This is a genomic window from Bradyrhizobium sp. 6(2017), assembly GCF_011058295.2.
Lineage (GTDB): Bacteria > Pseudomonadota > Alphaproteobacteria > Rhizobiales > Xanthobacteraceae > Bradyrhizobium > Bradyrhizobium septentrionale.
On sequence record NZ_CP049289.2, the window covers coordinates 9,933,309 to 9,957,854 of the forward strand.

Annotated in this window: 20 protein-coding genes and 1 tRNA gene; 3 read left to right on the plus strand and 18 right to left on the minus strand. The window is 63.7% G+C overall.

All coding sequences use genetic code 11. The annotated features are described in order from the left end of the window. Nucleotides 1–33 precede the first annotated feature (33 nt). Nucleotides 34–1,302 (minus strand): tyrosine-type recombinase/integrase, encoded by a 1,269-nt coding sequence (locus G6P99_RS47105; protein ID WP_165126950.1) that lies wholly within the window; start codon nt 1,300–1,302, stop codon nt 34–36. A gap of 128 nt (nt 1,303–1,430) precedes the next feature. Between G6P99_RS47105 and G6P99_RS47110 the strand changes: the two genes are divergently transcribed. Beyond that, a tRNA-Arg gene (locus G6P99_RS47110) sits at nt 1,431–1,505 on the plus strand. A 79-nt stretch (nt 1,506–1,584) separates the two neighbouring features. Here the strand turns inward: G6P99_RS47110 and G6P99_RS47115 are convergent. From G6P99_RS47115 to G6P99_RS47145, 7 genes are all read right to left on the minus strand, one after another. Next, nucleotides 1,585–2,262 (minus strand): response regulator transcription factor, encoded by a 678-nt coding sequence (locus G6P99_RS47115; RefSeq protein WP_035976470.1) that lies wholly within the window; start codon nt 2,260–2,262, stop codon nt 1,585–1,587. After that, complete coding sequence (locus G6P99_RS47120) at nt 2,259–5,813, minus strand: hybrid sensor histidine kinase/response regulator (protein WP_156928461.1); 3,555 nt, start codon at nt 5,811–5,813, stop codon at nt 2,259–2,261. Before G6P99_RS47120 ends, G6P99_RS47115 begins: the two co-directional genes overlap by 4 nt. A 150-nt stretch (nt 5,814–5,963) precedes the next feature. Next, a complete protein-coding gene (mctP, locus tag G6P99_RS47125; protein WP_029079465.1) occupies nt 5,964–7,454 on the minus strand; it encodes a monocarboxylate uptake permease MctP in 1,491 nt (496 codons plus the stop codon). After that, nucleotides 7,444–7,620: a DUF3311 domain-containing protein gene (locus tag G6P99_RS47130; RefSeq protein WP_029079464.1), complete on the minus strand. Its 177-nt coding sequence runs from the start codon at nt 7,618–7,620 to the stop codon at nt 7,444–7,446. The genes mctP and G6P99_RS47130 overlap by 11 nt, the downstream gene beginning before the upstream one ends. 1,519 nt (nt 7,621–9,139) lie before the next feature. Continuing rightward, entirely contained in the window at nt 9,140–9,319 is a 180-nt protein-coding gene (locus G6P99_RS47135) for a hypothetical protein (RefSeq protein WP_029079463.1), read from the minus strand. Beyond that, a complete protein-coding gene (locus G6P99_RS47140) occupies nt 9,316–9,525 on the minus strand; it encodes a hypothetical protein (protein WP_029079462.1) in 210 nt (69 codons plus the stop codon). The genes G6P99_RS47135 and G6P99_RS47140 overlap by 4 nt, the downstream gene beginning before the upstream one ends. A 247-nt stretch (nt 9,526–9,772) precedes the next feature. Continuing rightward, the gene (locus tag G6P99_RS47145) at nt 9,773–9,982 is read right to left on the minus strand and encodes a hypothetical protein (RefSeq protein WP_029079461.1); all 210 of its coding nucleotides are present in this window, start codon (nt 9,980–9,982) and stop codon (nt 9,773–9,775) included. A 485-nt stretch (nt 9,983–10,467) separates the two neighbouring features. On the opposite strand from G6P99_RS47145, the gene G6P99_RS47150 reads away from it, so the two are divergent. Further along, the gene (locus tag G6P99_RS47150; RefSeq protein WP_156928451.1) at nt 10,468–10,974 is read left to right on the plus strand and encodes a hypothetical protein; all 507 of its coding nucleotides are present in this window, start codon (nt 10,468–10,470) and stop codon (nt 10,972–10,974) included. Between the two features lie 126 nt (nt 10,975–11,100). On the opposite strand, the gene G6P99_RS47155 is transcribed toward G6P99_RS47150, so the two are convergent. The 6 genes from G6P99_RS47155 to G6P99_RS47180 form a co-directional block, all read right to left on the minus strand. Next, entirely contained in the window at nt 11,101–13,143 is a 2,043-nt protein-coding gene (locus G6P99_RS47155) for an acyl CoA:acetate/3-ketoacid CoA transferase (RefSeq protein ID WP_029079459.1), read from the minus strand. A 20-nt stretch (nt 13,144–13,163) separates the two neighbouring features. Beyond that, on the minus strand, nt 13,164–14,615 hold the full coding sequence (locus tag G6P99_RS47160; protein ID WP_165126952.1) for a GntP family permease: 1,452 nt from the start codon (nt 14,613–14,615) through the stop codon (nt 13,164–13,166). A 207-nt stretch (nt 14,616–14,822) separates the two neighbouring features. After that, nucleotides 14,823–16,265 carry a sigma-54 interaction domain-containing protein gene (locus G6P99_RS47165; RefSeq protein WP_051346092.1) on the minus strand — a complete coding sequence of 481 codons (1,443 nt, stop codon included), beginning with the start codon at nt 16,263–16,265 and terminating at the stop codon, nt 14,823–14,825. A gap of 250 nt (nt 16,266–16,515) precedes the next feature. Continuing rightward, nucleotides 16,516–16,938, minus strand: coding sequence for a PaaI family thioesterase (locus G6P99_RS47170; protein ID WP_029079456.1), 423 nt, complete (start codon nt 16,936–16,938; stop codon nt 16,516–16,518). A gap of 10 nt (nt 16,939–16,948) precedes the next feature. Then, nucleotides 16,949–18,199 (minus strand): CaiB/BaiF CoA transferase family protein, encoded by a 1,251-nt coding sequence (locus G6P99_RS47175; RefSeq protein ID WP_165126954.1) that lies wholly within the window; start codon nt 18,197–18,199, stop codon nt 16,949–16,951. Next, entirely contained in the window at nt 18,186–18,887 is a 702-nt protein-coding gene (locus G6P99_RS47180; protein ID WP_029079455.1) for a haloacid dehalogenase type II, read from the minus strand. Before G6P99_RS47180 ends, G6P99_RS47175 begins: the two co-directional genes overlap by 14 nt. A 95-nt stretch (nt 18,888–18,982) precedes the next feature. On the opposite strand from G6P99_RS47180, the gene G6P99_RS47185 reads away from it, so the two are divergent. Continuing rightward, nucleotides 18,983–19,885, plus strand: a complete 903-nt coding sequence (locus G6P99_RS47185; protein ID WP_029079454.1) for a LysR family transcriptional regulator — start codon at nt 18,983–18,985, stop codon at nt 19,883–19,885. Here the strand turns inward: G6P99_RS47185 and G6P99_RS47190 are convergent. The 4 genes from G6P99_RS47190 to G6P99_RS47205 form a co-directional block, all read right to left on the minus strand. Further along, the gene (locus G6P99_RS47190) at nt 19,882–21,291 is read right to left on the minus strand and encodes an MFS transporter (RefSeq protein ID WP_029079453.1); all 1,410 of its coding nucleotides are present in this window, start codon (nt 21,289–21,291) and stop codon (nt 19,882–19,884) included. The two genes, G6P99_RS47185 and G6P99_RS47190, sit on opposite strands and share 4 nt — an antisense overlap. A 177-nt stretch (nt 21,292–21,468) precedes the next feature. After that, complete coding sequence (locus G6P99_RS47195; RefSeq protein WP_029079452.1) at nt 21,469–22,731, minus strand: adenosylmethionine--8-amino-7-oxononanoate transaminase; 1,263 nt, start codon at nt 22,729–22,731, stop codon at nt 21,469–21,471. Then, nucleotides 22,728–23,360, minus strand: coding sequence for a dethiobiotin synthase (bioD, locus tag G6P99_RS47200; RefSeq protein ID WP_029079451.1), 633 nt, complete (start codon nt 23,358–23,360; stop codon nt 22,728–22,730). Before bioD ends, G6P99_RS47195 begins: the two co-directional genes overlap by 4 nt. Further along, nucleotides 23,357–24,511 (minus strand): 8-amino-7-oxononanoate synthase, encoded by a 1,155-nt coding sequence (locus G6P99_RS47205; protein ID WP_029079450.1) that lies wholly within the window; start codon nt 24,509–24,511, stop codon nt 23,357–23,359. Before G6P99_RS47205 ends, bioD begins: the two co-directional genes overlap by 4 nt. Nucleotides 24,512–24,546 lie beyond the last annotated feature (35 nt).

Consider the following 24,546-nt stretch of genomic DNA (forward strand, 5'->3'; position numbering starts at 1 on the left):
TTTTCGGGCCGTCGCCCTAGCCGCGTCGATTAGTCAAGCTCTTCTCAGATGGGTCACTTTGCCTGGCTTGCGCCCTGTCATGGCCTCGTCGATGTGACGTGCAATTTTGTCGGCCGCCGCCAGCAACGCCGAGTCGATCTTGTGGATGTAGCCTTCGGTAACCGATGCCTTCGAATGACCTATTAGTCCCTTGATCGTCGGAATCGAGTAACCAAGGTCCTCGGCCGTCGAGCTAAACGAGTGACGCAAGCCATGACTGGTAATGCCAGGCACGTCTTGTGACGATACGCCTTGTAGCCATCGCGTTAGCCCTGTGTGGTGCTTCTTGGGGTTTGTGATCGAGGGGAAGACGTATTTCGAATTGGACTTGCTCGAGGCCGTTTTCAGAACAGCAAGGGCTGCCGACCCAATCGGGCGTATACTCTTGCCGGTTTTGGTGTCGCCAAGCCTGAGCGCCATGCCTACGCCATCGACTTCCGTCTTCAGCAGCCCCTCAATCTCGTCGAGCCGACAGCCCGTCAGGGCAGCGAGCTTGCTGGCCATAACGCGCTGCCAGTGATGCCCGTTAGCTTCCGCGACAGCCAGGCATTTGCCGAGACTCCGGTACCCAGGGTCATCCAGGCGCCATTCCCGATTGCCATCCTTGGGCCGAACGATCCCGTTGATGGGATTGTCCGGCCTGTACCCCTCCGCGACTGCGTAGCTGAAGACACCGCCCAGTAAGCCCATCGTACGGGCTGCCGTGCCTTTCCCGCCCCTCACGATAGCCCGGCCTCTCGCCTTGGTCTTCACATCGGCGGCCGACTTTCCGCTGATGACGTCGCGCTGGAAACGACCGGCATCGGTGGACGTAAAGCCCTTGACGGTCTTCTTGCCAATCAACGGGATGATGTGCCGGTGGACTCTTCCCTTGTCGACGTAGAGGGTGGAGTCGCTCTTGGCCTCACCGCGGCGCGTGAGAATGAGACCCCTTTCGGCCTTATCCAAGTACTCAAGGGCCAGTTCTTCGACGGTTAAGGCGCCGCGGGCCTGCTTCTTCACCTCGGCCGGATCGCTTCCCCTCACGACGTCGCTCAGCGCGAGCTTGGCCTCTTTCCGGGCCTCCTCCGCGGTCAAGACCCCGTACCGACCGATGGTGAGGCGCCGGCTGCGGCCATTAGCGTTTCGGTACTGCACCAGGAAGGACTTCGCGCCGCTTTTCTTGACCCGCAGGCCAAATCCCGGGAGTTCGTCGTCCCAGATGAACAGGTCGGCGCCGAACGTTTCGGCAGCATCGACAGTCCTTTTGGTGAGCTTGGCCATTTTCCCTGAGGTAAGCGCTGGGTAAGCAGGCGCCGGAAAACGAGGGAAATTCAGAGCAACGACCGTAACCCTCAAATCTGGCGGCTTTCAGCCTATATCTGAGCGCCGGCAATTCCAAGGGATTTCAGGTAAGCAAGGGTAAGCTATCCACCCTTGCCCTCCGAAGGCAAAGGTCACACGTTCGAATCGTGTCGGGTGCGCCACTTGCGTACAAAACCACGAACATTTCCGTTCTCAGTCTGTTTGCCGGCGACGGCAGCCAGGAGGATATCCTCGGCGCCTTCACCCTTCTCGCTGTGCAGGCGATGAAACGCCTCGCGCGCTGCCGAACGCCAGCCGCTCGGCCAGCACGGCGGCCTGGGTGCGCGATCCCACCCCGAGCTTGCGCAGGATGGTCGAGACATGGCCCTTGACGGTTTGCTCGGCGATGCCGATTTCGGCCGCGATCTGCTTGTTGAGCTTGCCTTCGACGATCATCGCCAGGATGCGCAGTTGTTGCGGCGACAGCGAGGCCGCGCGCGCCGCCAGCTCCACGTCCTCGCTCTGGATCGAGCCCCGGCCGCCGATGTTCGGCGGCATCCAGATTTCGCCGCCCAGGATGCGCGTGATGGCGTCCGCCATCGCCGGCAGGCCGAGCGATTTCGGGATATAGCCGGAGGCGCCATAGGCGATGGCGCGGCGGATCGTGGCCGCATCCTGCCGCGCCGAGATGATCGCGACCGGCACCGTCGGAAACTGTGCGAGCAGGACGAAGAGCGCCGCAAATCCCTGGATGCCCGGCATCGTCAGGTCGAGCAGGATCAGGTCGATCTCCTCGATGCGGCCGGGCACCGCCGCCAATACCTCGTCGAGCGACTGGCAGGGAATGATCTCGAGATCGGGAAGCACGGCCGACAGTGCGCTCTGCAGCGCGGCCTGCACCAGCGGATGGTCGTCGCCGATGACGATGCGTGTGGTCATGCCGGGTGACGGTCCTCATGGGTGGCGAGCCGACGGGTCAAGGCCTCGCCGCTCAGGAAACGTCGCAGCGCAGCCGGCTTGACCGGCTTGAGCAGGATTTCGCAGCCGCGCGCCTTCGCCGCGCTGCGAACCTCCTCGCTGCGATCGCCGGTGATCAGCAGCGCGCGCACGTTGTACGCCGATGCGCGCCTGAGATCGTCGAGAAAATCAAGACCGCTGCGGCCGCCGTCAAGGTGGTGGTCGAGCAGCACGACATCGGGCGGCCCGGCGGTTGCTGCCGCCATCGCCGCGGCCGGGTCTGTCGCAGTCACGACATGATGGCCCCAGCCCCCGAGCAGCGCCATGAGCCCCTGCAGGATCGTCGCATCGTTGTCGAGGCACAGGATCGTCAGCGGTTGCTCGGCCGGCAGCGGCGCAGCCGCAGCGCGCGCACGGCGCAGCGTCGCACCGGGACCGGACGCCAGGGGTAAGGTGACCGCAAAACAGGAACCGTGGCCGGGACGCGAGCGCACGTTAACGGTGTGTCCGAGAAGGCGCGAGATGCGGTCGACGATCGCAAGCCCGAGGCCGAGCCCCTTGTCGGCCGCGGGCACGAGCCGCTGGAACTCCTCGAATATCCGGTCGCGGTCCGTCTCGGCGATGCCGATACCGGTGTCCCAGACCTCGATCCGGAGCGCGCCGGCCTTGCGCCGGCATCCCAGCAGGATACGGCCTTTCGGCGTGTAGCGCACCGCGTTCGACAACAAGTTCTGCAGGATTCTGCGCAGCAGATGCGGATCGCTCCGCACCACACAGGCGCAATCAACGACGCGCAAGGACAGGCCGCGCTCACGCGCCATGGCGTCGAACTCGACGCTGAGCTGCGCCAGGAGATCGGCGATCGGTAAATCGACCGGCTCGGCGCGCACCGCACCGGAATCATAGGAGGAGATGTCGAGCAGCGTGTCGAGCATATGCTCGGTCGAGCGCAGCGCCGTAATCGCGCTACCGGCCAGCCTCCGGTCCTTGTCACCGGCGCTCGGCTGTACCCGCAAGCTTTCGTCAAGCGCCGACAGGAATAACCGCGCCGCGTTCAGCGGCTGCAGCAGGTCATGGCTGGCGGCTGCGAGGAAGCGCGTCTTGCCGAGATTGGCGTGCTCGGCGTCCGCCTTGGCGCGCTCCAGCGCTTCGGTCCGCTCACGCACGCGCAGCTCCAGATCCTCATTGGCCCGGCGCAGCGCCTCGGCGGCGCGATGCCGTTCGGTGACGTCGGTGTAGGTCGAGACGTAGCCGCCGCCGGCGATGCGGTCATAGACGATTTCGAGCACGGTGCCGTCCGGGCGTTTGCGCTCGTAGACATAGGGCCACACTTGCGTCGCGACGTCGCGATTGACCAACAGCGCGGAGAACTCGGCCGCCGCGTATTCGCCGCGATCGACGTTGAAGGCAATCAGATCGGCGAGCGGCAGGCCGACGCGCACGAGATCGCGCGGCAGATCGAGCAGCTCGATAAAGCGACCGTTCCATGCCGAGATGTTGAAGTCGGCGTCGAAGGCGCAGATGCCCTGCGGCACGCTCTCCAGCGTGCTCTGCAAGAGATGGCGGTTGAAGCGCAGCGCTTCGGAGGCCTCGTCCAGCATCGCCATCGCCGCGCGCCGCGACAGCGAATGGCCCTCGAGCGAGGCCGCGATCACCACGCGCGCCGACGCCGCGCCGATGGCGCCGGCGAGCAGGTTTTCCGTGAAACGGATCGAATCGAGATCGACAAGGCCCGACGGGTCGAGTGCCGGCGCATGGCCGGCGCGGCGCGCGGCGAGATAGGCGTCGAAGGCGGCCACGCCGCGTTCGCTGCCGACAAAGCGGATCGCGAGCGCGCGCAGATCATCGAGCCGGACCAGGACGCGAGACGACAATGGCGAGGCGGTCCCACGCGCCGCGCCTTGGGTGAAAGCCGCGGCCTGATTGCGCTCGATGGTCGATTGCCGTCCGAGCAGCGAGAACAGCACGAAGCAGGCGATATTGACGCTGAGGCTCCACAGCGTGGCATGCGAGATCGGATCGAGCCCCTCGAGACCGAACAGCCCACCGGGCTTGAGCCATGGCAGCAATCCATCGCGCGCGATCGGCGCGAGCGCCGGCCATAACAGCCCGGCGGACGGCAGCAGCAGTGTGTAGGCCCAGATCACGAAGCCGACCGCGATCCCGACCGAGGCGCCGGCCTTGTTGGCGCGCGGCCAGAACAGGCCGCCGATGAAGGCCGGCCCGAACTGCGCCACCGCCACGAACGACAACAGGCCGATCACCGTCAGCGGATAGCCATGATTGACCAGACGGTGCATCAGATAGGCCAGCAGGAGGATGCCGACGATCGAGAACCGGCGCACCGCCATCAGCGTGCGCGATACCGACCAGTTCGCCGCGCGCCGGCCGAGGAAGCGCCAGCGCAACAGCAGCGGCATGATGACGTCGTTGCACAGCATCGTACTCAGCGCCACCGCGGTCATGATCACCATGCCGGTCGCGGCCGACAGCCCGCCCAGGAACGCGATCAGGCTGACGGTCTTGGCATCGGAGGCGATCGGCAGCGAGATCACGTATGTGTCGGGATCCATCATGCCGCCGAACCGGGCCAGGCCCGTGGCGGCAATCGGCAGGATCAGCAGGCTGAACGCCGCAAGATAGAGCGGATAGAGCCACGCAGCGGTGCGGGTATGCGCGGGCTGTTCGTTCTCGACGATCGCGACATGGAACGCCTGCGGCAGGCACAGGAAGGCGATCGCCGAGATGATGATGGTCGCCGGCCAGACCGGCTGGCCGATATCGAGCGACAGGACCTGCGCGAGCTCTGGATCGAGACGAACCTGCGACAGCAGCTCGCCCGGTCCGCCGGCGATGCCGAACAGCACGAACAGCGCCACGATCAGGAACGCGACCAGCTTGACCACGCTCTCGAACGCGATCGCCAACATCAATCCGCGATGATGCTCGCTGGCATGAACATGGCGTACGCCGAAGATGATCGCGAACAACGCCATCGATGCGGCGACTCCAAAGGCGGAGTCCTGCCAGAACTGCAACGCCGCGCCACCGGCCCGTTCCGGCTGCAGGATGAGATAGTCAAAACTCTTGCCGACCGCCTTCAGCTGGAGCGCGATATAGGGCAGCACGCCGAGCAACGAGGCCAGGGTCACCAGCGCGGCCAGCGACTGGCTCTTGCCGTAACGCGCGGCGATGAAATCGGCGATCGAGGTCACGTTCTGCGCCTTGGCGATCGCGATCACCTTGACGAGCAGCGGCTGGGCGAACAGCAGCACCAGCGTCGGGCCGAGATAGATGGTGACGAAGTCGAGCCCGCTGGTCGCGGCCCGGCCGACCGACCCGTAGAAGCTCCAGGAGGTGTTGTAGACCGCGAGCGTCAGGCAATAGCTGACCGCGGCCGTCCACGATGTCGGCGACACCAGCGGACCGTCGACGCTGCGCCGGTCGCCCCACCAGGCGATCAGGAACAGCGCGGTCACATAGGCCGCCGAGATTGCGAGAACGAACCAGCCCTGCAAGGACACCTCACGCACGAGATCGGCCCGCGACAGGTCGCGGGCCGCCGATACTAGAGCGTTTTCCAGCGAAGTGGACACCGGTTGGCGTGAACAAAACGCGTCAAGACAAAACCGAGGGCATCGACGGCCGGATTCGGGACCCGGCCGCCAATCGAGCCGTCGGCCTTAGGCCGCTTCGCTGGCCGGGCGCGGCTGCGACAGCCCCTTGAGCGCCAGGTTGACCACAACCGCCACCACCACATTGGCCGCGAGGGCGATGAGGCCGGTGTAGATGGCAACCTTGCCCGCGCCGAAGTCGATGCTGTGCAGCGGCTTCAGACCGTCCGACCAGGCGATCAGCGAACCACCGACCAGACCGACCGCCCAGCCGACCAGCAGCGACGTGCTCGAGAACCAGTTCAGGTAGAGCCCGAACACCAGCGCCGGCAAGGTCTGCAGGATCCAGAGGCCGCCGAGCAGCTGCAGGTCGAGCGCGAACTGCGTCGGCATCAACAGGATCGCGAGCAGCGCGCCGACCTTCACCAGCATCGAGGTGATCTTGGCGACCTTGGCCTCGCCCGCCGGCGTGACGGCCGGGTTGATCCAGACCTTCCAGAAATTGCGCGTGAACAAATTAGCGGCGCCGATGCTCATCACCGCCGCCGGCACCAGCGCGCCGATCGCGATCGCGGAGAAGGCAAAGCCCGCGAACCAGCCCGGGAACAGGATCTTGAACAACGCCGGCACGACGTCATTGTTGCTGGCGAGCTTCAGTCCGGCCGCGTGGCCCATATAGCCGAGCAGCGCCAGCAGGCCGAGCAATAGCGTGTAGGCCGGCAGCAGCACCGCGTTCTTGCGAATGGTGTTGCCTCCCGATGACGCGAAAATGCCGGTCAGCGTGTGCGGATACATGAAGGCCGCCAGCGCCGAACCCAGCGCCAGCGAAGCATAGGGGACCACCTGAGCCGGTGCCAGCAGGATGCCGCCGGAGCCTTTGGCCTTGAAGGCAGCGTCCGCCGCGGTGAAGATCTCGCCATAGCCGCCGAGCTTCGACGGCACGATCGCGATTGCGGCGATCACCACGATATAGATCATGATGTCCTTGACGAAGGCGATCAGCGCCGGTGCGCGCAGGCCCGACGAATAGGTGTAGAGCGCGAGCACCAGGAAGGCGAGCACGAGCGGAATCTCGCCGTGCAGGCCGAGCGCCTTGATCGCGACCTCCATGCCGATCAGCTGCAGCGCGATGTAGGGCATCGTCGCCAGCACGCCGGTGGCGGCCACGGCAAGCTCGAGGCTGCGCGAGTTGTAGCGGCCACGCACCACGTCGCCGGCGGTCACGTAACCCTTGTCTTTCGCGACCTTCCACAACACCGGCATCACCGCGAACACGAAGGGATAGACGATGATGGTGTAGGGCAAGGCAAAGAAGCCGTAGGCTCCGACCGCATAGACCAGCGCCGGAACAGCGATCACTGTATAAGCGGTGTAGAAATCGCCACCGACCAGGAACCAGGTGATCCAGGTCCCGAACTTGCGGCCACCGAGGCCCCATTCGTCGAGATGGGCGAGCGTCTCCGGCTTGCGCCAGCGCGAGGCGACGAAGCCCATGCCGGTGACGAGCACGAACAAGGCGATGAAAACGGCGAGCGCCGCGCTGTCGACATCATTCAACATTGCGCACGCTCCTGTAGACGATCCAGGTGAGGAGCGAGGTCAGCGGCACCCAGGCAAGCTGATACCAATAGAAAAACGGGAAACCGAACAGCATCGGCTCTTTGATGTTGTAGAAGGGCACGATCATCAACCCGATGAACGGCAGCAGCAATAGCAGGCGTATCAAGCTCTCCTCCCCTGTCGTGAGAATGATGCGCGCTTCGCTGCGCGCGACTTGCGCACGCTATAGCGCCGATCGTGCTGTTTTCTGCCCCCTACATTCGCTCTACGGCACCCCCATACTTTCGTATCGTCGCGCAGATGTCCGCCGCGCCCTCGCGCGGCGACGAGCGGAGGCTGTGCCGGCTGTCACAACAATGATGATCGGCTCAACCCGCACCCGGATGAGCCGGGCGGTGCTCGCCGCCCGGGCGACTCCTGTCCTACCTCTGTTGTGGCATCCGTATTGGTGCGCCGGGCGCCAGATCAAACGGCGGATGTGGCCGAGCCAACCCGGTCGTACCCGGTGGCACCTCATTGCTGGCCACGCGCGTATTGACGTTCTCGAACGTCGCAAAAATCGCTGCGATAAGCGCAATCGCGAGCGCGACTGCAAATATGATCAGAGCGGTTCGGTGATTGGTCATCGCAATGTACTCCAACACGACCCGACTCAACGTCATCAGCTGCGGTCGAGTTCCAATCGGTCTTCTCTGGCGTAGCCTATTTGAGCCATGCCATTTGCATTGAAGTGTGTAGCCTCGAAGCCATCTGCATTTCTTAACCGCCGCGTGGGGGATTTCGGTGAAAGGATTGTTGTTGGCGATAGCCGTTCTTGTGGCTCTTTACATAGCGGATCAGCAGTTCGCCCAAGGCAAGTACACCTACGCCGTCCAGCGCATGGCGGCTCAGATGAGGCACTCGTTCGGAATTTGATACCGCTGGACCCGCGCAGGCGTGGGAGCGAGCCGGGAATGACCCGTTCGCGCGAAAAAACACCAGCGCCGAAAGCGCTGGTGCTGAAGTTCTAGGGACGTGTAGCGTTCGTCCCTTGCGGATTTTCTTGCAGAACTTGCCTTCGTAAGGCAACCCGCAATTTGTCTGATCGCAATTAGCATTAACGACGCTGAATACCGATCGTTCGGGAACCCGCCGTCGGCATGGTGGCTCGGAGAGCGATAAGCCACGGATGTGGAACGGGCGACCGATAAAGGGTTCGCCGATCACTTCATCCGAACAGAAGAGCGCCCACGCCGGTGATGAAGGATAGCAGCGCTAAACCTATCAGGCTGTACTCGACGCCATCCATCTTGATCAACTCAGAACGGGGTCCTCGGCCTGCGCCTTGAGGTGCGGGTCTGAAGGACGCGGCGAGCCCCAACTCAGGGGGTGAGCTGGGGCTGCCGGGGCTAGGAGGCTGAGCGGCCAGCCTCCACTTGTGACGTTACGGCTTTCCCGAATTTGGTCTACCAAGATTCGCACTTGCTGCGGCGCGCTACTACCATTGCCCCACGCAGGCCCCTGCCAAGCCAGCAATCACTACTCGGTGATACGCTGAAGAGATCATATTTTTCTCATACAGCGCACCGATGCCTCGGACGCCGCGGGCTACGGTGCGGCCATGTAATCCATTTGGACCAGGCCCATTGGCACAGCGTGTATGACGTAAATGGGCTACGGCTACATTGGATATGCGTCGAGGCCCATCAACGAAGCCGCTCACCGCCAGGCTTGAGATCGCTCGGATTGCCTTCTGCAACAGTGCCAACCTCAGGCACCGCGGTCTCGGTGAATTCAATGATGAGCTTTCGTCTTTGGGGATCTCTAACTTTCGAGAACGCTCTGATTAACCTCAAGGTCTCGATCTCCTCGCGGTTTTCGCTCATGACAATGCTCGATTCTCGTCGAAGCGCGCCAATGCTGCTTCGATGATCTCGACTTCCCCGCGGAGGATATCGCTCACGACAGACGGTCCGACCCCGTGCGTTTGAACATCATCCAACAGCTGCCGCCGATGATGTTTGAGCTTCTCCAGCGCCTGACGATCCTTCAACGACACGAAGCCGGCGACGATTTGCTCGATGGCTTTCATTAAGAGCAACTCTGCAAAATAATTAACGTAGTGCAATCGCACGAATTAAGCGGCCTAGCCGTTTCCTGACAAGGGCTAGGCTCCCATGCGGTGCTAACAGCGTTAATGCTCAGCCCGTAAAAACCACGGGGGCGCTGAAGACCGCTAGGCCATTGACTCCAAAGCTTGTGCTGAAGCGAAATCTATCACAGCGTATGCTTGGCAGATGTCCTCGAATTGTTCGAGTTGATGCAATGACAGTCGGAATTTATTGGCTGGAGCCCCGAGACCTGCTGCGCTTCAGACGAGCGATCCGTTTGTAGTCAATCCACAACTCGATGAACTCGTGCGCGTCGAGATAATCCTCGGCTTGCCGCCTCGCCTCTTCGTCGTTGCTGCAACGAAGTTCGTACGTTGCGCGTGCGACGCCGGCCGGATCGACTCCGAATGCCACGTAAGGTTTGAGTCCTTCAATCATTTTTGTCTCCATGACTTAATGCAGTACGATTGACGCTGCCTGGCGTCGGACGATCTGATTGCAATCAATGTATGTTAATGAAGAGGCCGCTGGCGCTGGACAGCGGCCTCTTGGACCTCATCTCAAATGAACGTCTTGGAAATGAAAACGCCGCCGAAGGTCCGGCAGCATTTGACGGCGGATTCGCAATGCCGTGGAGTCCAGAGATGCTTATCCACAGCCGGAACTCATGCCACGTTGCGAGTGCGACACAGTTTCCCGTCGCGCGAACTCACCAAATTGCGGCGCCGCTGGGCGGTGTACCGCGCCACCGGTTTGAACCGTGTCGAACAACGGCGAGACATAGACCTAGGCAGTTCCCGATTTTTTGCAGGAGCCTCGTCGTGGCGTGTACGGAACCGGAGATCACTCCTTGGCCCGATCGGGTCCGGCGCACCGGCGAGCTAAAGGTATTCCCCGGGGCGAGTTTCACCCCGAGTGTCTGGGTGAATGATCTCGATACAGCGATCACGACGATTAACGACCTTCTCAAGCAGAATGGCGTCTATCTCGCCTTTAAGAAGGCTGACAGGGCGGCTGGCAGCCCGATCGTTGCCGAGACCTATCCGGGTTCCGGCCTCCACGGCAGCGCCGTGCAGACCATCATCGACTCACGCAGCGGCCCTTCGATGGATTCAGTGAAGCTGCGGGTGCCCGCAACTCCGAAAGTCGGCAGGGTTGACGCTGGGCAGGCCATGCGTCTCCACATCCTGGTGCACGAGCTCGTCCACTGCATCGGCCTCTCGAATTGCGCACACAGCAACGATGACGTTTTCGTGGGTACGTTAGTGATCGACAGCAGCGGCTCGGTCCCGCCCCCGAAACTCGGCGGGCACACGATCTCGAGAATTAAGAAGGCATGGCCCGAGACGTGGGTCAGCGTGCAGGGCGCCGCTCTCGCCAAACGGTCGGCCGATGAGTTGAGAAAGTCGATGGAAGGAATAAAGCTGTAGGATGGCTCTACATTTTTAGCGCACGCGACCTGCCCGGCGGCGAGCTTCCGGGGGCGCGGCCCCTTCCGGCGATGCGAATTCCGGGCGTCCGGCGCCGGGTTGATCTCGCTGCCGAGGTTTGCTGGCCTATACCGCCGCGCGCCCGTTTCGGTCCGGCTGCGGAGTGCCGCCAGCTTCGACATTGCGCCAATCCGAGCGCGCGTCTTCCGCGCTTTCAAAGATGTGCGCGGCGACGCCGCGCCTTTCCAGCGCTTCGCCGAGCTTGATGCGCAGGAAGCCCGACGTGGTGTAACGGGAGACGCCCGAATAAAAACGGTCGGTCAAGACCTGCACCATCGCCGAATATTCGTCGAGCAATTCGGGAACGATCGAGAAGTTGTCGTAATTGACGATCGCATAGACGCGGCGATCGAGGCCGCCGAGCCTGGCTTCGACGGCGTGCGCGATCGCATCGATGTCGCTCCGGCTGCGCAGCGCGAAGCGTTCCAGGTTGACGAAGAACAGGTTCTGCTGCTGATCCAGGGTGAAGCGCCGGTCGAGCGGAATCGTCAGCAGATCGCTGCGCAAATCCATCGGGCCGTCGCGGAAGATCCGCGCGTCCATCAGCGGCGGATCGCGCGGAATCAGCGGCCTGAAATCCATCAAGCGGAGGATGTCGCGCTCGATATCGATGCCGGGCGCCACCTCGATCAGCTCGAGGCCGCCTTCGGTTAGCGCGAGCACGCAGCGCTCGGTGACGTAGTGCACGGTCTGCCCGCGTTTGGCGGCGAAGGCACCGCTGAAGGTCACATGCTCGACTGCCTCGACGAATTTGCGGGCTTTGGCTTCTTCGGCAATCACCAGCCTGCCGTCGGTTACGCCAATGCGCTGGCGGCCCGCGCCGAACGTGCCGACGAAAATCACCTTCTTGGCGTTCTGGCTGATGTTGATGAAGCCGCCGGCACCGGCGAGCTTGGGACCAAATTTGCTGACATTGAGATCGCCGGCGCGATCGACCTGGGCGAGGCCGAGGAACGCAGCGTCGAGGCCGCCGCCATCGTAGAAATCGAACTGATAGGGCTGGTCGATCACTGCCTGCGTGTTGACGGCGGCACCGAAATCGATCCCGCTCGCCGGCACGCCGCCGATCACGCCGGGCTCGGCCGTCAGCGTGATCAGGTCGATCACCCGCTCCTCGTTGGCAACCGAGGCGATGCCTTCGGGCATGCCGATGCCGAGATTGACGACACTGTTGGCCTTGAGCTCGAACGCCGCCCGGCGCGCGATGATCTTGCGCTCGCTCATCGGCATCGGCGGCAGCGAGCCGGCGTGCAGCCTGATCTCGCCGCTATAGGCCGGGTTGTAATGCGTGCCGAAGGTCTGCCAGTGGTTTTCCGGTTTTGCCACCACGACGCAGTCGACGAGGACACCGGGGATTTTCACTTGGCGCGGATTGAGGCTGCCGCTTTCTGCGACGCGCTCGACCTGAGCGATGACAATGCCGCCGGAATTATGCGCCGCCATGGCGATCGCCAGCGCTTCCAGCGTCAACGCTTCCTTCTCCATCGTGAGATTTCCGTCGGCGTCGCCGGTGGTGGCACGGATAATCCCGACGTCGATGGGAAACGTCTTGTAGAACAGGCACTCCTCGCCGCCGAGCGTGACCAGTTCGACCAGCTCCTCGATGGTGCGGGCGTTGAGCTTGCCGCCGCCCTGGCGCGGATCGACGAAGGTGCCGATGCCGACGCGCGAGATATGGCCGGGGCGACGCGCCGCGATGTCGCGGAACAGATGTGTGATGACGCCCTGCGGCAGATTATAGGCCTCGATCTGATTTGCGATCGCGAGCTGCTGTAATTTGGGCGCAAGCCCCCAGTGGCCGCCGATCACGCGCCTGACCAGGCCCTCGTGTGCGAAATGGTTGAGGCCGCGGTGCTTGCCGTCTCCCTGTCCCGCCGCATAGACCAGCGTGAGATTGCGAGGCTTGCCCTGCGCGTAGGGAGCGTCGGTTTCGTTGGCGAGATAGAGCTCCTCCAGCGCGAGGGCGATCTCTTCGGCAAAGCCGATGCCGACAAAGCCGCCGGTCGCGACCGTGTCGCCATCGCGGATCAAGCGCACCGCTTCGGCGGCCATGACGATCTTGCCCTTCTCCGTCGTGCGCAGATAGGACAGGGCCGGATGCTGGCTCACGTCATTCCTCCCGATTATCGTTAGATCCTGGAGCCCCGTTCCGAATTCAATCGGAACGGGCTCTGGACCAACCCGGTGACGTAATAGACCGCGATCACGAAGAACACCGCCAGCGTCTTCAGGCAGGTCACCGCAAAGATATCCTTGTAGGACTGCTGGTGCGTCAGCCCGGTCACCGCAAGCAGGGTAATGACGGCGCCGTTGTGCGGCAGGGTGTCCATGCCGCCGCTCGCCATCGACGCGACGCGGTGAAGCACCTCGGGCGGGATGTGCGCCGCCTCCGCCATGGCGATGAAATCCTTTGCCATGGCGGCGAGCGCAATCGACATGCCACCCGAGGCCGAGCCGGTGATGCCGGCAAGCGAGGTGACGGTGATGGCTTCGTTGACGAGCGGATTTGGGATCGTCTTCAGCGCATCCTTGATGACGATGAAGCCGGGAAGCGCCGCGATCACGCCGCCGAAGCCATATTCGGACGCGGTGTTCATCGCCGCCAGCAGCGCACCGCCGACCGCGGCCTTGCTGCCCTCGGCGAAGGTCTTTTTCAATTTTGGAAACGCGAATGCGAACACGGTGAGAATGCCCGCGATCAGTGCGCCCTCCACTGCCCAAATCGCCTTGATGCTGGCGATCGGCGTGGCAATCGAATGGTCGAGCGCGAGCGTCAGATCGTAGCTCGTGCCATAGACACGCTCGATCAGGCCGCCGAACACGCCGGGAAAGCCCCCGAGCAGCAGGTTGACCACGAACACCACGATCAGCGGCAGAAAGGCGACCGCCGCCGGCGCCAGTTCGGTGGTATCGACCGGTGGCGGCTCGTTGCTGTGCCCCTCACCATAGCCCTCGCCGGCAGCCACCGCCTGGCGTCGACGCCATTCAAGATAGAGCAAGCCGAACACGAAGATGAAGATCGCACCGATCGTGCCGAGGATCGGCGCGGCGCCGTTGGTGGTCTTGAAATAGGTGGTCGGAATGATGTTCTGGATCTGCGGGCTGAACGGCAGCGAATCCATCGTGAACGAAAAGGCGCCGAGCGCGATCGTGCCGGGAATCAGACGCTTTGGAATATTGCCGGCCCGGAACATCTCGGCGGCGAACGGATAGGCGGCGAACACCACGACGAACAGGGAGACCCCGCCATAGGTGAGCACCGCGCAGACCAGCACGATCGCCAGCATCGCACGCTGGCTGCCGACGAGACCGATCACCGCCGCCACGATCGATTTGGAGAAGCCGGAGAGCTCGATCACCTTGCCGAACACTGCGCCCAGCAGGAACACCGGGAAATACAGCTTCGCGAAGCCGACCATCTTGTCCATGAAGAGACCGGTGAAGGCGGCCGGCACCGCGCCGGGATCGGTCAGCAGCACCGCACCCATCGCGGCGACCGGCGCGAACAGGATGACGCTGAAGCCGCGATAGGCGACGAACATCAGGAAAACGAGCGCGGCCAGTGCGACCAGAAAGCTCATCTGTTTCTCTCCCGGGGTGTTGTTCTTTTCGGACTCTTCTTGCGCATTCGAGATGCGTCATCCCGCGAGCAGAGCAAGCTCCAGGCCAGTTGCCTCGCGATGATGCAAAATGCTTGAAATTCCGGCAATTCGGCCGGCAGCCGGTTGGTCGGGGCTGTGAGTTGCCTGTCAACTTTCCGAGACTCGCGACAGTTTCAGTCTCGATCGTCAGACAGGCGAGGAGTCCGATGCGGCCAGCCCGAACTTGGCGAGCTTCTTGTAGAACGTCGCGCGCGAGATGCGCAACATCCGGGCCGCTTCCGCAATCTGCCCGTTGGCGGCCGCAAGCGCGCCTTCAAGCGTCCGCTTCTCGAATGCAGCCTCGGCCTGGGCATAAGGGACGACTGCGCCCGCCGCCTGCGGCGCGGCGCCCCTCTCCTCGGCGCCAACTGACAGGATACGGGCGAAGTCATCGCCGGCGAGGCGGCCCGAGTCGCTGAGAATGAGGGCGCGCTCCAGCACGTTGCGCAGCTCACGGACGTTTCCAGGCCAGTCATAGCAGGCGAGCGCGGCGAGGCCCGACGGCGTGATCTTGGCGTTGAGGTAATCGCCGGAGCGGACGATGTCGTCCAAAAGCCTTGCGCAGATGTCCGGAAGATCACCGGCGCAATCGCGCAACGGCGGCAGCGCGATCGTGAGCACGTTGAGGCGGTAGAACAGGTCGGCGCGGAAGGTGCCTTCGTTGACGCGCTTCTGCAGGTCGACGTTGGTCGCAGCGATGACGCGGACGTCGACTTTCGTGACCTTGTCGGAGCCAACCGGCTCGATTTCCCGCTCCTGCAACACGCGCAGCAGCTTGCTCTGCAGTTGCAGCGGCATTTCACCGATTTCATCGAGGAACAGCGTGCCGCTATCGGCGCTCCTGAACTTGCCGTCCCGACCTTTGCGGTCGGCGCCGGTATAGGCCCCCGGCACTGTCCCGAAGAACTCGGACTCGATCAGCGTATCCGGGACAGCGGCGACATTGACGCTGACGAAGGGTCTTTCGGCGCGCGCCGAAGCGTTGTGGATGGCCTGCGCCAGCAGCTCCTTGCCGGTTCCGGTTTCTCCGGTCAGCAGAACCGTCACATTCTGGCGCGCCGCCCGGCGGGCGAGGTCCTTGGCGCGCCCGATGCGCTCCGTCTTGCCGACATAATCATCGAAGGTAAACCGCGCGCTGCGCGGTTGCGACAATTGCCGTTTCGCCAGCCTGAGGTCGCTTTCGAGTTGGCCCATCCGCGCGATCAGCGGCTTCAAATTGTCGAGACGGTCCGACAGCACGAAGCCGATCGCGCCGATGACGTTCCTGTTCTCGTCCTCGATCGGCATGCGCGTCACCACAAGCTGCTCGCCACCGAGTTCCATGATATCCAGCAGGATCGGCTCGCCGGTGTCGGCCACGCGGCGCATCAGGCTGTTCGGGATGATCTCCTCGATGGGGCGTCCGATCGCCTCGGAGACGTGTCCAAGGCGAAGCGAGTGAAGATATTTTTCATTGACGTAAACGACGCGCCCGTCGCGATCGATCGCGATGGCGCCTTCGCAGAGATCATCCAGGCGCTCAAACAGCGTTTCCATGGCGCGTGCGCGGATGGTCGCGGGATCGCTGACGATGGGCTGGCGATCAGACATCGGTTGCGAATGGCCCTTCAACAATGAGCGAACGCGGATGGTGACCCATGCGTCCCGTCCCACGCTCCACTTGTCTCCAGAAGGGGTTGGACCCGCGAAGCTGACTGGTTTGCGGCAAATCTAGCAGGAGATTGCATGATTTCACATCAGCGCCGGACAAAACTTCGCGGTCGGCGCAGCGCCGCAACTGCATCGTCAGCGCGATAATTATATCGCCATTTCAATAGTATAAGCATCCAGCCGCGGCCCGTCAGCTTCGGCTCAGCAGCTGCCAGGTCGATGTGGCATGCGCGATCGGCTCGCCGGCCGCGTTGGAGGCCTGGGACTGCAGGAAGAAGGTCTTCCGGCCCTTCTTCAGAAAGCTCGCATGGCAGGTCACGCGCCCTTCGCGGACAGCGCCGAGATACTGCACCTTCATCTCGAGCGTGGTGCCGGGACCCGCGACGTGGTTGACGAGATGCCCCATCGAAATGTCGAGCGCCGTCGCGAGAACCCCGCCATGCAGCGTCCCTTGCGGGTTGAACAGCGGCCTCTCGACGTCGAAGGACACGATGCACGTCTCGCCCTGGTAGGTGATATCAAGTCCGAACAAGCGGGACAGGAAGAACGACCCGAATTCCTGCCGCTCATCCTCGACGGCGCGACGCAACATCTGCTCGGCGATATCTCTCATGGCGATGCTCTCATGACGACGCTCTCTTGGGCGATCGCACGAAGTTCCGTCCAAACTCTCCGAACGCACCTTCGGCCGCGAATCTCTCAAGCCGATCGTCGGTCCAGCCGACCCATTCCGCAAGCACCTCACGAGTGTGTTCGCCAAGCATGGGTGGAGGCGTGGAAGGCGCGGGCCGTTCATCGCCGAACCGGGTCGGCCTGGCGATGAACCTCACGTCCCCCGCGGCCGGATGGCTGACGGTCTGGACCATTCCCCGCTGCGTGAGTTGCGGCGTCTCGCAGACTTCGCCGACCGACTTGATCGCGCCGCAGGGAATGCCCGCTGCGCCGAGTGACTGCAGCCAATCGGCGCGGGTCTTGCTGGCGAAGATCGGTGAGAGGATCGCGACGAGCTCGTTTCGGCTCGCCGCGCGTTTCGGGGCGGTTGCGAAGCTGATGTCTTCGATGAGGTCCGGACGGCCGATGACGTCGCAAAAGGCCATCCAGAACTTGTCGTTGGCGACCCCGACATTGATCCAGCCATCGCTGGTCTCGAACGGCTCGTACGGGCTGATGGTCGGATGGACATTGCCCCTGCGCTTCGGACTTTCTCCCGAGGCGAAGTACATGCCGGCGTTGAACGTCAGCAGCGACGCCATGGCGTCTAGCATCGAGACGTCGACCCGCCCGCCCTCGCCAGTGCGGCTCTTCCGCATCAGGGCCGCCAGCACCGACTGCGAGGCGTACAGGCCGGTGACGAGATCGGCGATCGAGGTGCCGACCTTGGTCGGCGGTCCGTCCGGATCGCCGGTGATGTCCATGACACCGGATTCGCCCTGGAGAATCAAATCGTAGCCGGGACGTCCGGCGTCGGCACCGGTGCGGCCGAACCCCGAGATGCTGCACAGGATGATGTCGCCCTTGCGAGCGCGCAGCGCGTCGAAGCCGAGACCCCATTTGTCGAGCGTACCCGGGCGGAAGTTCTCGATGACGACGTCCGCCACGGAGGCAAGTTCGAGCACCGCGTCGCAGCCCGCCGGCGACTTCAGATCGATGGCGCAACTTCGCTTGTTGCGGTTCACTGATAGGAAGTATGCGCTCTCGCCGCCGATGAAGGGCGGCCCGTAGCGACGGCTTTCGTCGCCTTGCCTGGGATCCTCGACCTTGACGATGTCGGCGCCGAGATCGCCGAGCTGCATCGTGGCAAAGGGGCCGGAGACCACCCGGCAGAGGTCGAGGACCCTGATGCCCGACAGCGGCTCGCGATCAGACGATCGCATCGGCGAGGTCCTTCATCGTCGGCACCAGGATGTCGGGCTGGTGCGGGGTGATGCCGAACGGGCGGCTGCGCCGGTCGATGAAGGCCGTCCGCATGCCGGCGGACTTGGCGCCGATGCAGTCGAAGGCATGATTGGCGACGAACAGCACTTGCTCGGGCTTCACGCCCATGATCTCGGCCGCCTTGGTGTAGGTCGCGACATGCGGCTTGAACGAATTGGCTTCGGTCACCGAGATCACGCGGTCGAACGGGACCTTGTGATATTGCTTTGCGGTTTCGAGCATGTCGGGATCGCCGTTCGAAAGCACCACCAGTTTGTATTTGGCTTGCAGCCGCGCGAGCGCTTCCGGCACCTCCGGAAACGGCACCAGCTTCTCGATCTCACCGACGAGGTAGCACACATCGTCCATCGTGTGGTCGATCCCGGCGCGGTCCATCACGTGGGACACCGCGCGGTGCCCGATCTCGCGATAGGGCGTGTGCTCGCGATGCAGCAGCGCATCGATCATCGAATTCTCGAAATGCGTGCGGCGCCACCACGTGACGAAGGAATCCGGATCGCCCTTCCAGCCCTTCTTCGCAAGGAACGGCGCCGCGATCCTGGTCAGGCCGCCCTGCATGTCGACCACCGTGCCGTACTGATCAAACATGCAGATCTTCACGTCGCGCTTGATTGTCTCAAAGCTCATGGGTGCCTCCTTGGTTCAGACCCACTGATACTCCGCGGGATCACCATGGATGAAATGGATTTGTGATCTCTCACTATTCACGATATGAATGGCGGATGAACCTTCGATCCATCGACCTCAACTTGCTCGTCGCACTGGACGCGCTGCTGACCGAGCGTCACGTCACCAAGGCCGCCGATCGTGTCGGCCTCAGTCAACCGGCGATGAGCAACGCGCTCAACCGGTTGCGCGCGATGTTCGCGGACGAACTTCTGGTGCGGACGACGACCGGGATGCAGCCCACGCCGCGCGCGACCGAATTGGCGGAGCCGCTGCGCCAGGTCCTGCGCCAGGTCGAGCGCGTGATGGCGAGCGATGCCGGCTTCGACCCAAACCGGACCGAACGCACCTTCACGATCAGGATGTCGGATATTCTCGCGTGCCTGCTGCTGCCGAGACTCGCCGCGGCGCGGCCGGCGGACGGGCGGATCTCCTACAACACGATCCATCTGTCGCCCTCCCTGACGATCGATGCGCTCGAGCGCGACGAGATCGACGTCGCGGTCAGCATGGGTCTCGAGCACTCCGCATCGATCCGCTCGGAGACGCTGCTGCGCGACCGTATGGTCTGTCTGATGCGGCGCGGTCACGAGATCAAGCGCGGGCGGTTGACCTTCGAGCGCTTCATCGCGCAGGAGCACATGAAGGTTTCGATGAGTCCGACTGATCTGCGGTTCGTCGACGATGTGCTCGCCGAACGCGGCCATCGAAGACGCATCGCCCTGAACGTACCGCATTGGCTCGTCGTGCCCCACGTTCTGAAGAAGACTGACCTGCTCGCGGTGATGCCGCGGCACCTCGCCGCCGTGCTGATGGACGATGAGCTGCGGATGGAGGACCTGCCGTTCGAGTCCGCGCCCTTCGACTGGATGTTGTACTGGCATCGCAGATACGACCAGAGCAATGCGAATGGCTGGCTCCGCGACCGGCTCAGGGCGGCCTGCTCCGATCTAGGTTAGGCGCCGATGTCCGCTGGTCTACGCGCGATCGACCGCTCACTTCCTGCGTCAGCGTCCACGATCGCTGACGCATCCTCCAGCGATCGTCCCTTGGTTTCGAAACCGAACATGAGGAAGACCACGGCCTGGAAGACGAGGATGCCGGCCAACGTCGTCAGCACGCCGGTCAAGCCTTGCCAGGCGAAGATCGCGACCACGACGTATTGAACCAGCGCGGTCGCGATGCGTCCGGACGTGGCGCAGATCGCCGTGCCGCGCAGCCGGTAGCGGGTCGGGAACAGTTCCGGGACGTGCATCGCAAACCCGGTCGCCAGCATGACGTAGATCGCGGTGACGAGCAGGAAGCCGACGCCTGCGAGCGCAACGCCGTCCGGCATGGTGGGATAGGCGATACCGAGCGCCGCTGCCGCAATCGACGAGCAGACGATCGACAGCCGGCGCCCGAGCCGGTCCGCCAGCACGAGGCCGATCAGCGATCCGACCGGCCCGCCCAGGGCCATCACCGTGGTGTAACCCAGCGAGGAGACCACGCTGTGGCCGCCCTTGATCATGAAGGTCGGAAGCCAGCCGATGAACCCATAGAGGCTGAAGCCGACGACGATGTGCAACAGGCTACCGAGCAGCGTGCGGCTGAGATATGGCGGCTGGAACAGGCGCCACACCGGGCCGGGAGGCTGCTGCTCCGTCGCGCCGGCGGCGACCGGAGCCAGCGCGCCCTTGCGCGCTGCCTCCGCCTCGATTGCCGCGAGAATTTTCTCGGCTTCATCGGCGCGGCCGTTGGCGGCGAGCCAGCGTGGCGATTCCGGCATCGACTTGCGCAGGACCCAGACGATCATCGCGAGGACGCCGACGAGCGCGAACATGTAGCGCCATCCAAGCGTCGGGATCACCCACAGGCCGATCATCGACGACGCGAACAGCGAGAAGTTGGTGATCACGGCCAAGAGCCCGATCCAGCGTCCGCGCGAGGCGGCCGGCACAAACTCGGTCAAGGTCGCGTAGCCGACCACGATCTCCGCGCCGAGGCCAATGCCGATGATAAAGCGCAGGCCGATCAGGACGGTCATGCTGGGCGCGAAAGCCGCCGCGATCGACGCCAGGCCAAAGATCGCGAGGTTCATCTGGTAGGAGAAGCGCCGACCGAAGCGGTCGCCGAGGATGCCGGAGAACCAGGCACCGATCGTCATGCCAACGAAGGTCGCGGAGACGAAGGCGGCGTTGAGCTCGAGAGTGGACCAGCCTTCCTTGAGCACGGTCCCCAGCACGCCGCCGGCCAGATAGATGTCGAAGGCGTCGAGGAACATGCCGGCGCCGATCAGCGCCAGGATGCGCCAGTGGAATCCACAGATCGGCAGCCTGTCGAGGCGTGCGCCCGCGTTGATGTCGATGTCGGCGGATCGCGCCATGCCAAACCTCCCTGCCCGGCCTTTCGGGAGCCGGATGTTCCATCATTGATTGATGACGCGCAGGGGGTGGTCGTCCAATTCAAATCGAAAATTCGACTATTTGGCGCAGTGATGAAGCTGACGCGCGATAGTGCGCGGCGATCTCACTGATGTTGGCGACTGCAGCCGCAAGACGCGTCAGGCCAACGCGTCGGCCGCAGCCCCGATGCCAGCGTAGATCTCATTGAGATCCGCCTCCGTGACGCAGTAGGGCGGCATCACGTAGATCGTGTTGCCGAGCGGTCGCAGCAGCAGGTTTCGCCGTTCGAAGAAGGCCAGAAGTTTTGGGCCGATGCCTGCGAGATAGCCCGCATCGTTTGCCTTAAGATCGAGTGCGGTGACGGTGCCGGTGCGGCGGACGTTTTCGAAGCGCGGATCGGCGCGGAAGGGTGCGATCAGGCGCTCCTGCATCGCGGCGAGCGACGTGACGCGCTCGTGCGCGCCGTGTTGCCAGAGCTCGAGATTCGCTTTTGCCGCGGCGCAGGCAACCGGGTTCGCGGTGTAGGAACTGGAATGGAAGAACATCCGCGATCGATCGCTGGAATAGTGCGCATCGTAGATGTCGGCGCGGCACAGCGTCACCGCGAGCGGCAGCGATCCGCCGGTGAGGCCCTTCGAATAGCAAGCGATGTCAGGCGTGACGTCCGCCTGCTCGCACGCGAACAAGGTGCCGGTCCTGCCCCAGCCGGTCATCACTTCGTCAGCAATGAACAGCACGCCAGCGGCCTCGCAGATGCGCTTCATTTCCTTCAGCACCCAGGCGGGATACATCAGCATCCCGCCGGCGCCCAGAATCAGCGGCTCGACGATGAACGCGGCCGCGTTTTCCTTGCTGCATGCGGCTTCCAGCGCATCGAGCGTCGCCTGCTCATGCCCGGTGGCAGGAAACGGGATCGAGGCAACGTCGAACAGCAGCGGTTCGTAGGCCGCATTGAACACGCCGCGCGCGCCGACCGACATCGTGCCCACGGTGTCGCCATGATAGGAGTGCTGCATGACGATGATGCGCGTGCGCGGCACGCCGATATTGTGCCAATAGCCGAGCGCCATTTTCAGCGCCACTTCGACGCTGGTCGAGCCAGAGTCGGAGAAGAACACATAGTCGAGGCCATCAGGCGCAAGCTTCAGGAGCTGCGCGGCAACCGCTTCGGCCGGATCGTGGGTATGGCCGGCAAAGATGATCTGGTTGAGCTGCTCCGCCTGGCTCTGGATCGCGCGCACGATATGCGGATGGCAATGGCCGTGGGTCACGACCCACCAGGATGCGATCGCGTCGATGATGCGGCGGTCATCCGCGGTGTAGAGGTAGGCGCCCTCGCCGCGCACGATCCTGGTCATCGGGCCGTGCAGCGCGTGCTGGGTGAACGGGTGCCAGATCGGCGACTTCTTTGGTGACGTCATGGATTGAAATCGTCGTGGCGGAACGACGCCTTGAACGCGGCCTGCAGCGTGTCCGCCGCAAGCGGCGCAAGCCAAGGCATCCGGCCGAGCCGCTGGACCTGCCCGATCTGGCAAATCGCCCGCTCGCTCTCCGGATTGCTGTCGCCGATGAAGGCGATGCCGAGAAGATCGATCCGGCGCTTGCGCAGCGCCTCGATCGACAGCAGCGAGTGATTGATGGTGCCGAGCGCGGTGCGGGCGCAGAGCACCACCGGAAGCCGCCAGCGCTCGAAGATGTCGATATATAGCGTGTCGTCATTCAGCGGCACCATCAGCCCGCCGGCGCCTTCGATCACCAGCGGCCGGTCACAGGTCGCGGGCACATCGAGCGCAGCCGGATCGATGCGCACGCCGTCGATCGCGGCGGATTGATGCGGCGACGCCGGCGTTCGCAGCCGATAGCGCTCGGGCACGATGCGGTCGGGCGCAAGACCGCCGAGCCGCGCCACCAGCTGCGCATCGGTCTCTTCTTCAAGTCCGGACTGCACCGGCTTCCAGTAGTCCGCGCCGAGGAAGCCGGCGAGGCCTGCGGAGAAGATCGTCTTTCCGATCCCGGTATCGGTGCCGGTCACCACGATCCGGCTGGTCATCGCGACCAGCCCTTAGTCTCCTCGACCAGCGCATCGAGCAGTGCGCGCACGTCGCCCTCGTCGACATTGAGGGTCAGTGCAATGCGCAACCGCGCGGTTCCCGCCGGCACGGTCGGCGGCCGGATGCCGCGGATGTCGAAACCACGCGCCTGCAATGCTGACGCGAGTTGCATCGCGCGCGCATTGTCGCCGACGACATAGGGCACGATCTGCGAGCGCGACGGACTTTGCCAGCCGCGCAGATAGAGTTCGCGATGCGTGAACGCGACCAATTTTGCGAGGCGCTGCTGATGCTCGGGCTCCTCCTGCAGGATCAGAAGCGCCTCGCGCACGGCAACAGCCACAAGCGGTGACGGCGCGGTCGCGAAGATGAACGGGCGGCAGCGATTGACCATGAAGTCGCGCAGCACGGCGGACGCGGTGACCAGCGCGCCGGCGGCACCCAGCGCCTTGCCGCAGGTATGAACGATCACGAGGTTGTCGCGTCCCTCATAGGGCGCCGTCAGCCCACGGCCCTGCTCGCCATAGACGCCCGTGCCGTGCGCCTCGTCGACCATCACGAATGCGTCGTGCCGTTCGGCGATCGCGACGAGATCGTCGAGCGGCGCGATATCGCCGTCCATGCTGTAGACGCTTTCGACCACGATCCAGACCCGGCCGGTCCCGCCCTGGGCGCGCCAATCGCGAATGGTATCTTCGACCGACCCGGGATCATTGTGTTCACTGAACCGGAATTCGGCCCGGCCGGCACGCGCGCCTTCATGGATGCTGGCATGCACCAGCGAATCGAGCACCAGCAGGTCGCCGCGCTGCGGCAGCGTCGTCAGCACGGCAAAATTGGCGACGTAGCCGCCGCCGAAGAACAGCGCGGTCTCGGCGCGGAAGAACCTGGCGGCCTCGGCCTCTAGCCGTTCGTGCTCTTCGCAATTGCCGCGCAGCAGCCGCGAGCCGCCGGCGCCGATCGGCGTGCCGGCCTCGAGCGCGGCCGCAACTGACTGCTTGATGCGCGGCGCGCTCGCCAGCGCCAGATAGTCGTTCGATACCAAATCGATGCCCGCGCGCGGCTTGAGGCCGCGCAGCCGATCGTCCTTGCTCAGGGCATGCAAGGCCGCGGCGTAATCAGCGACCTTGGCCGCATGGATTGCGCTCATGCTTCACTCACAGGAAGATTGTCGATTGCGCACAA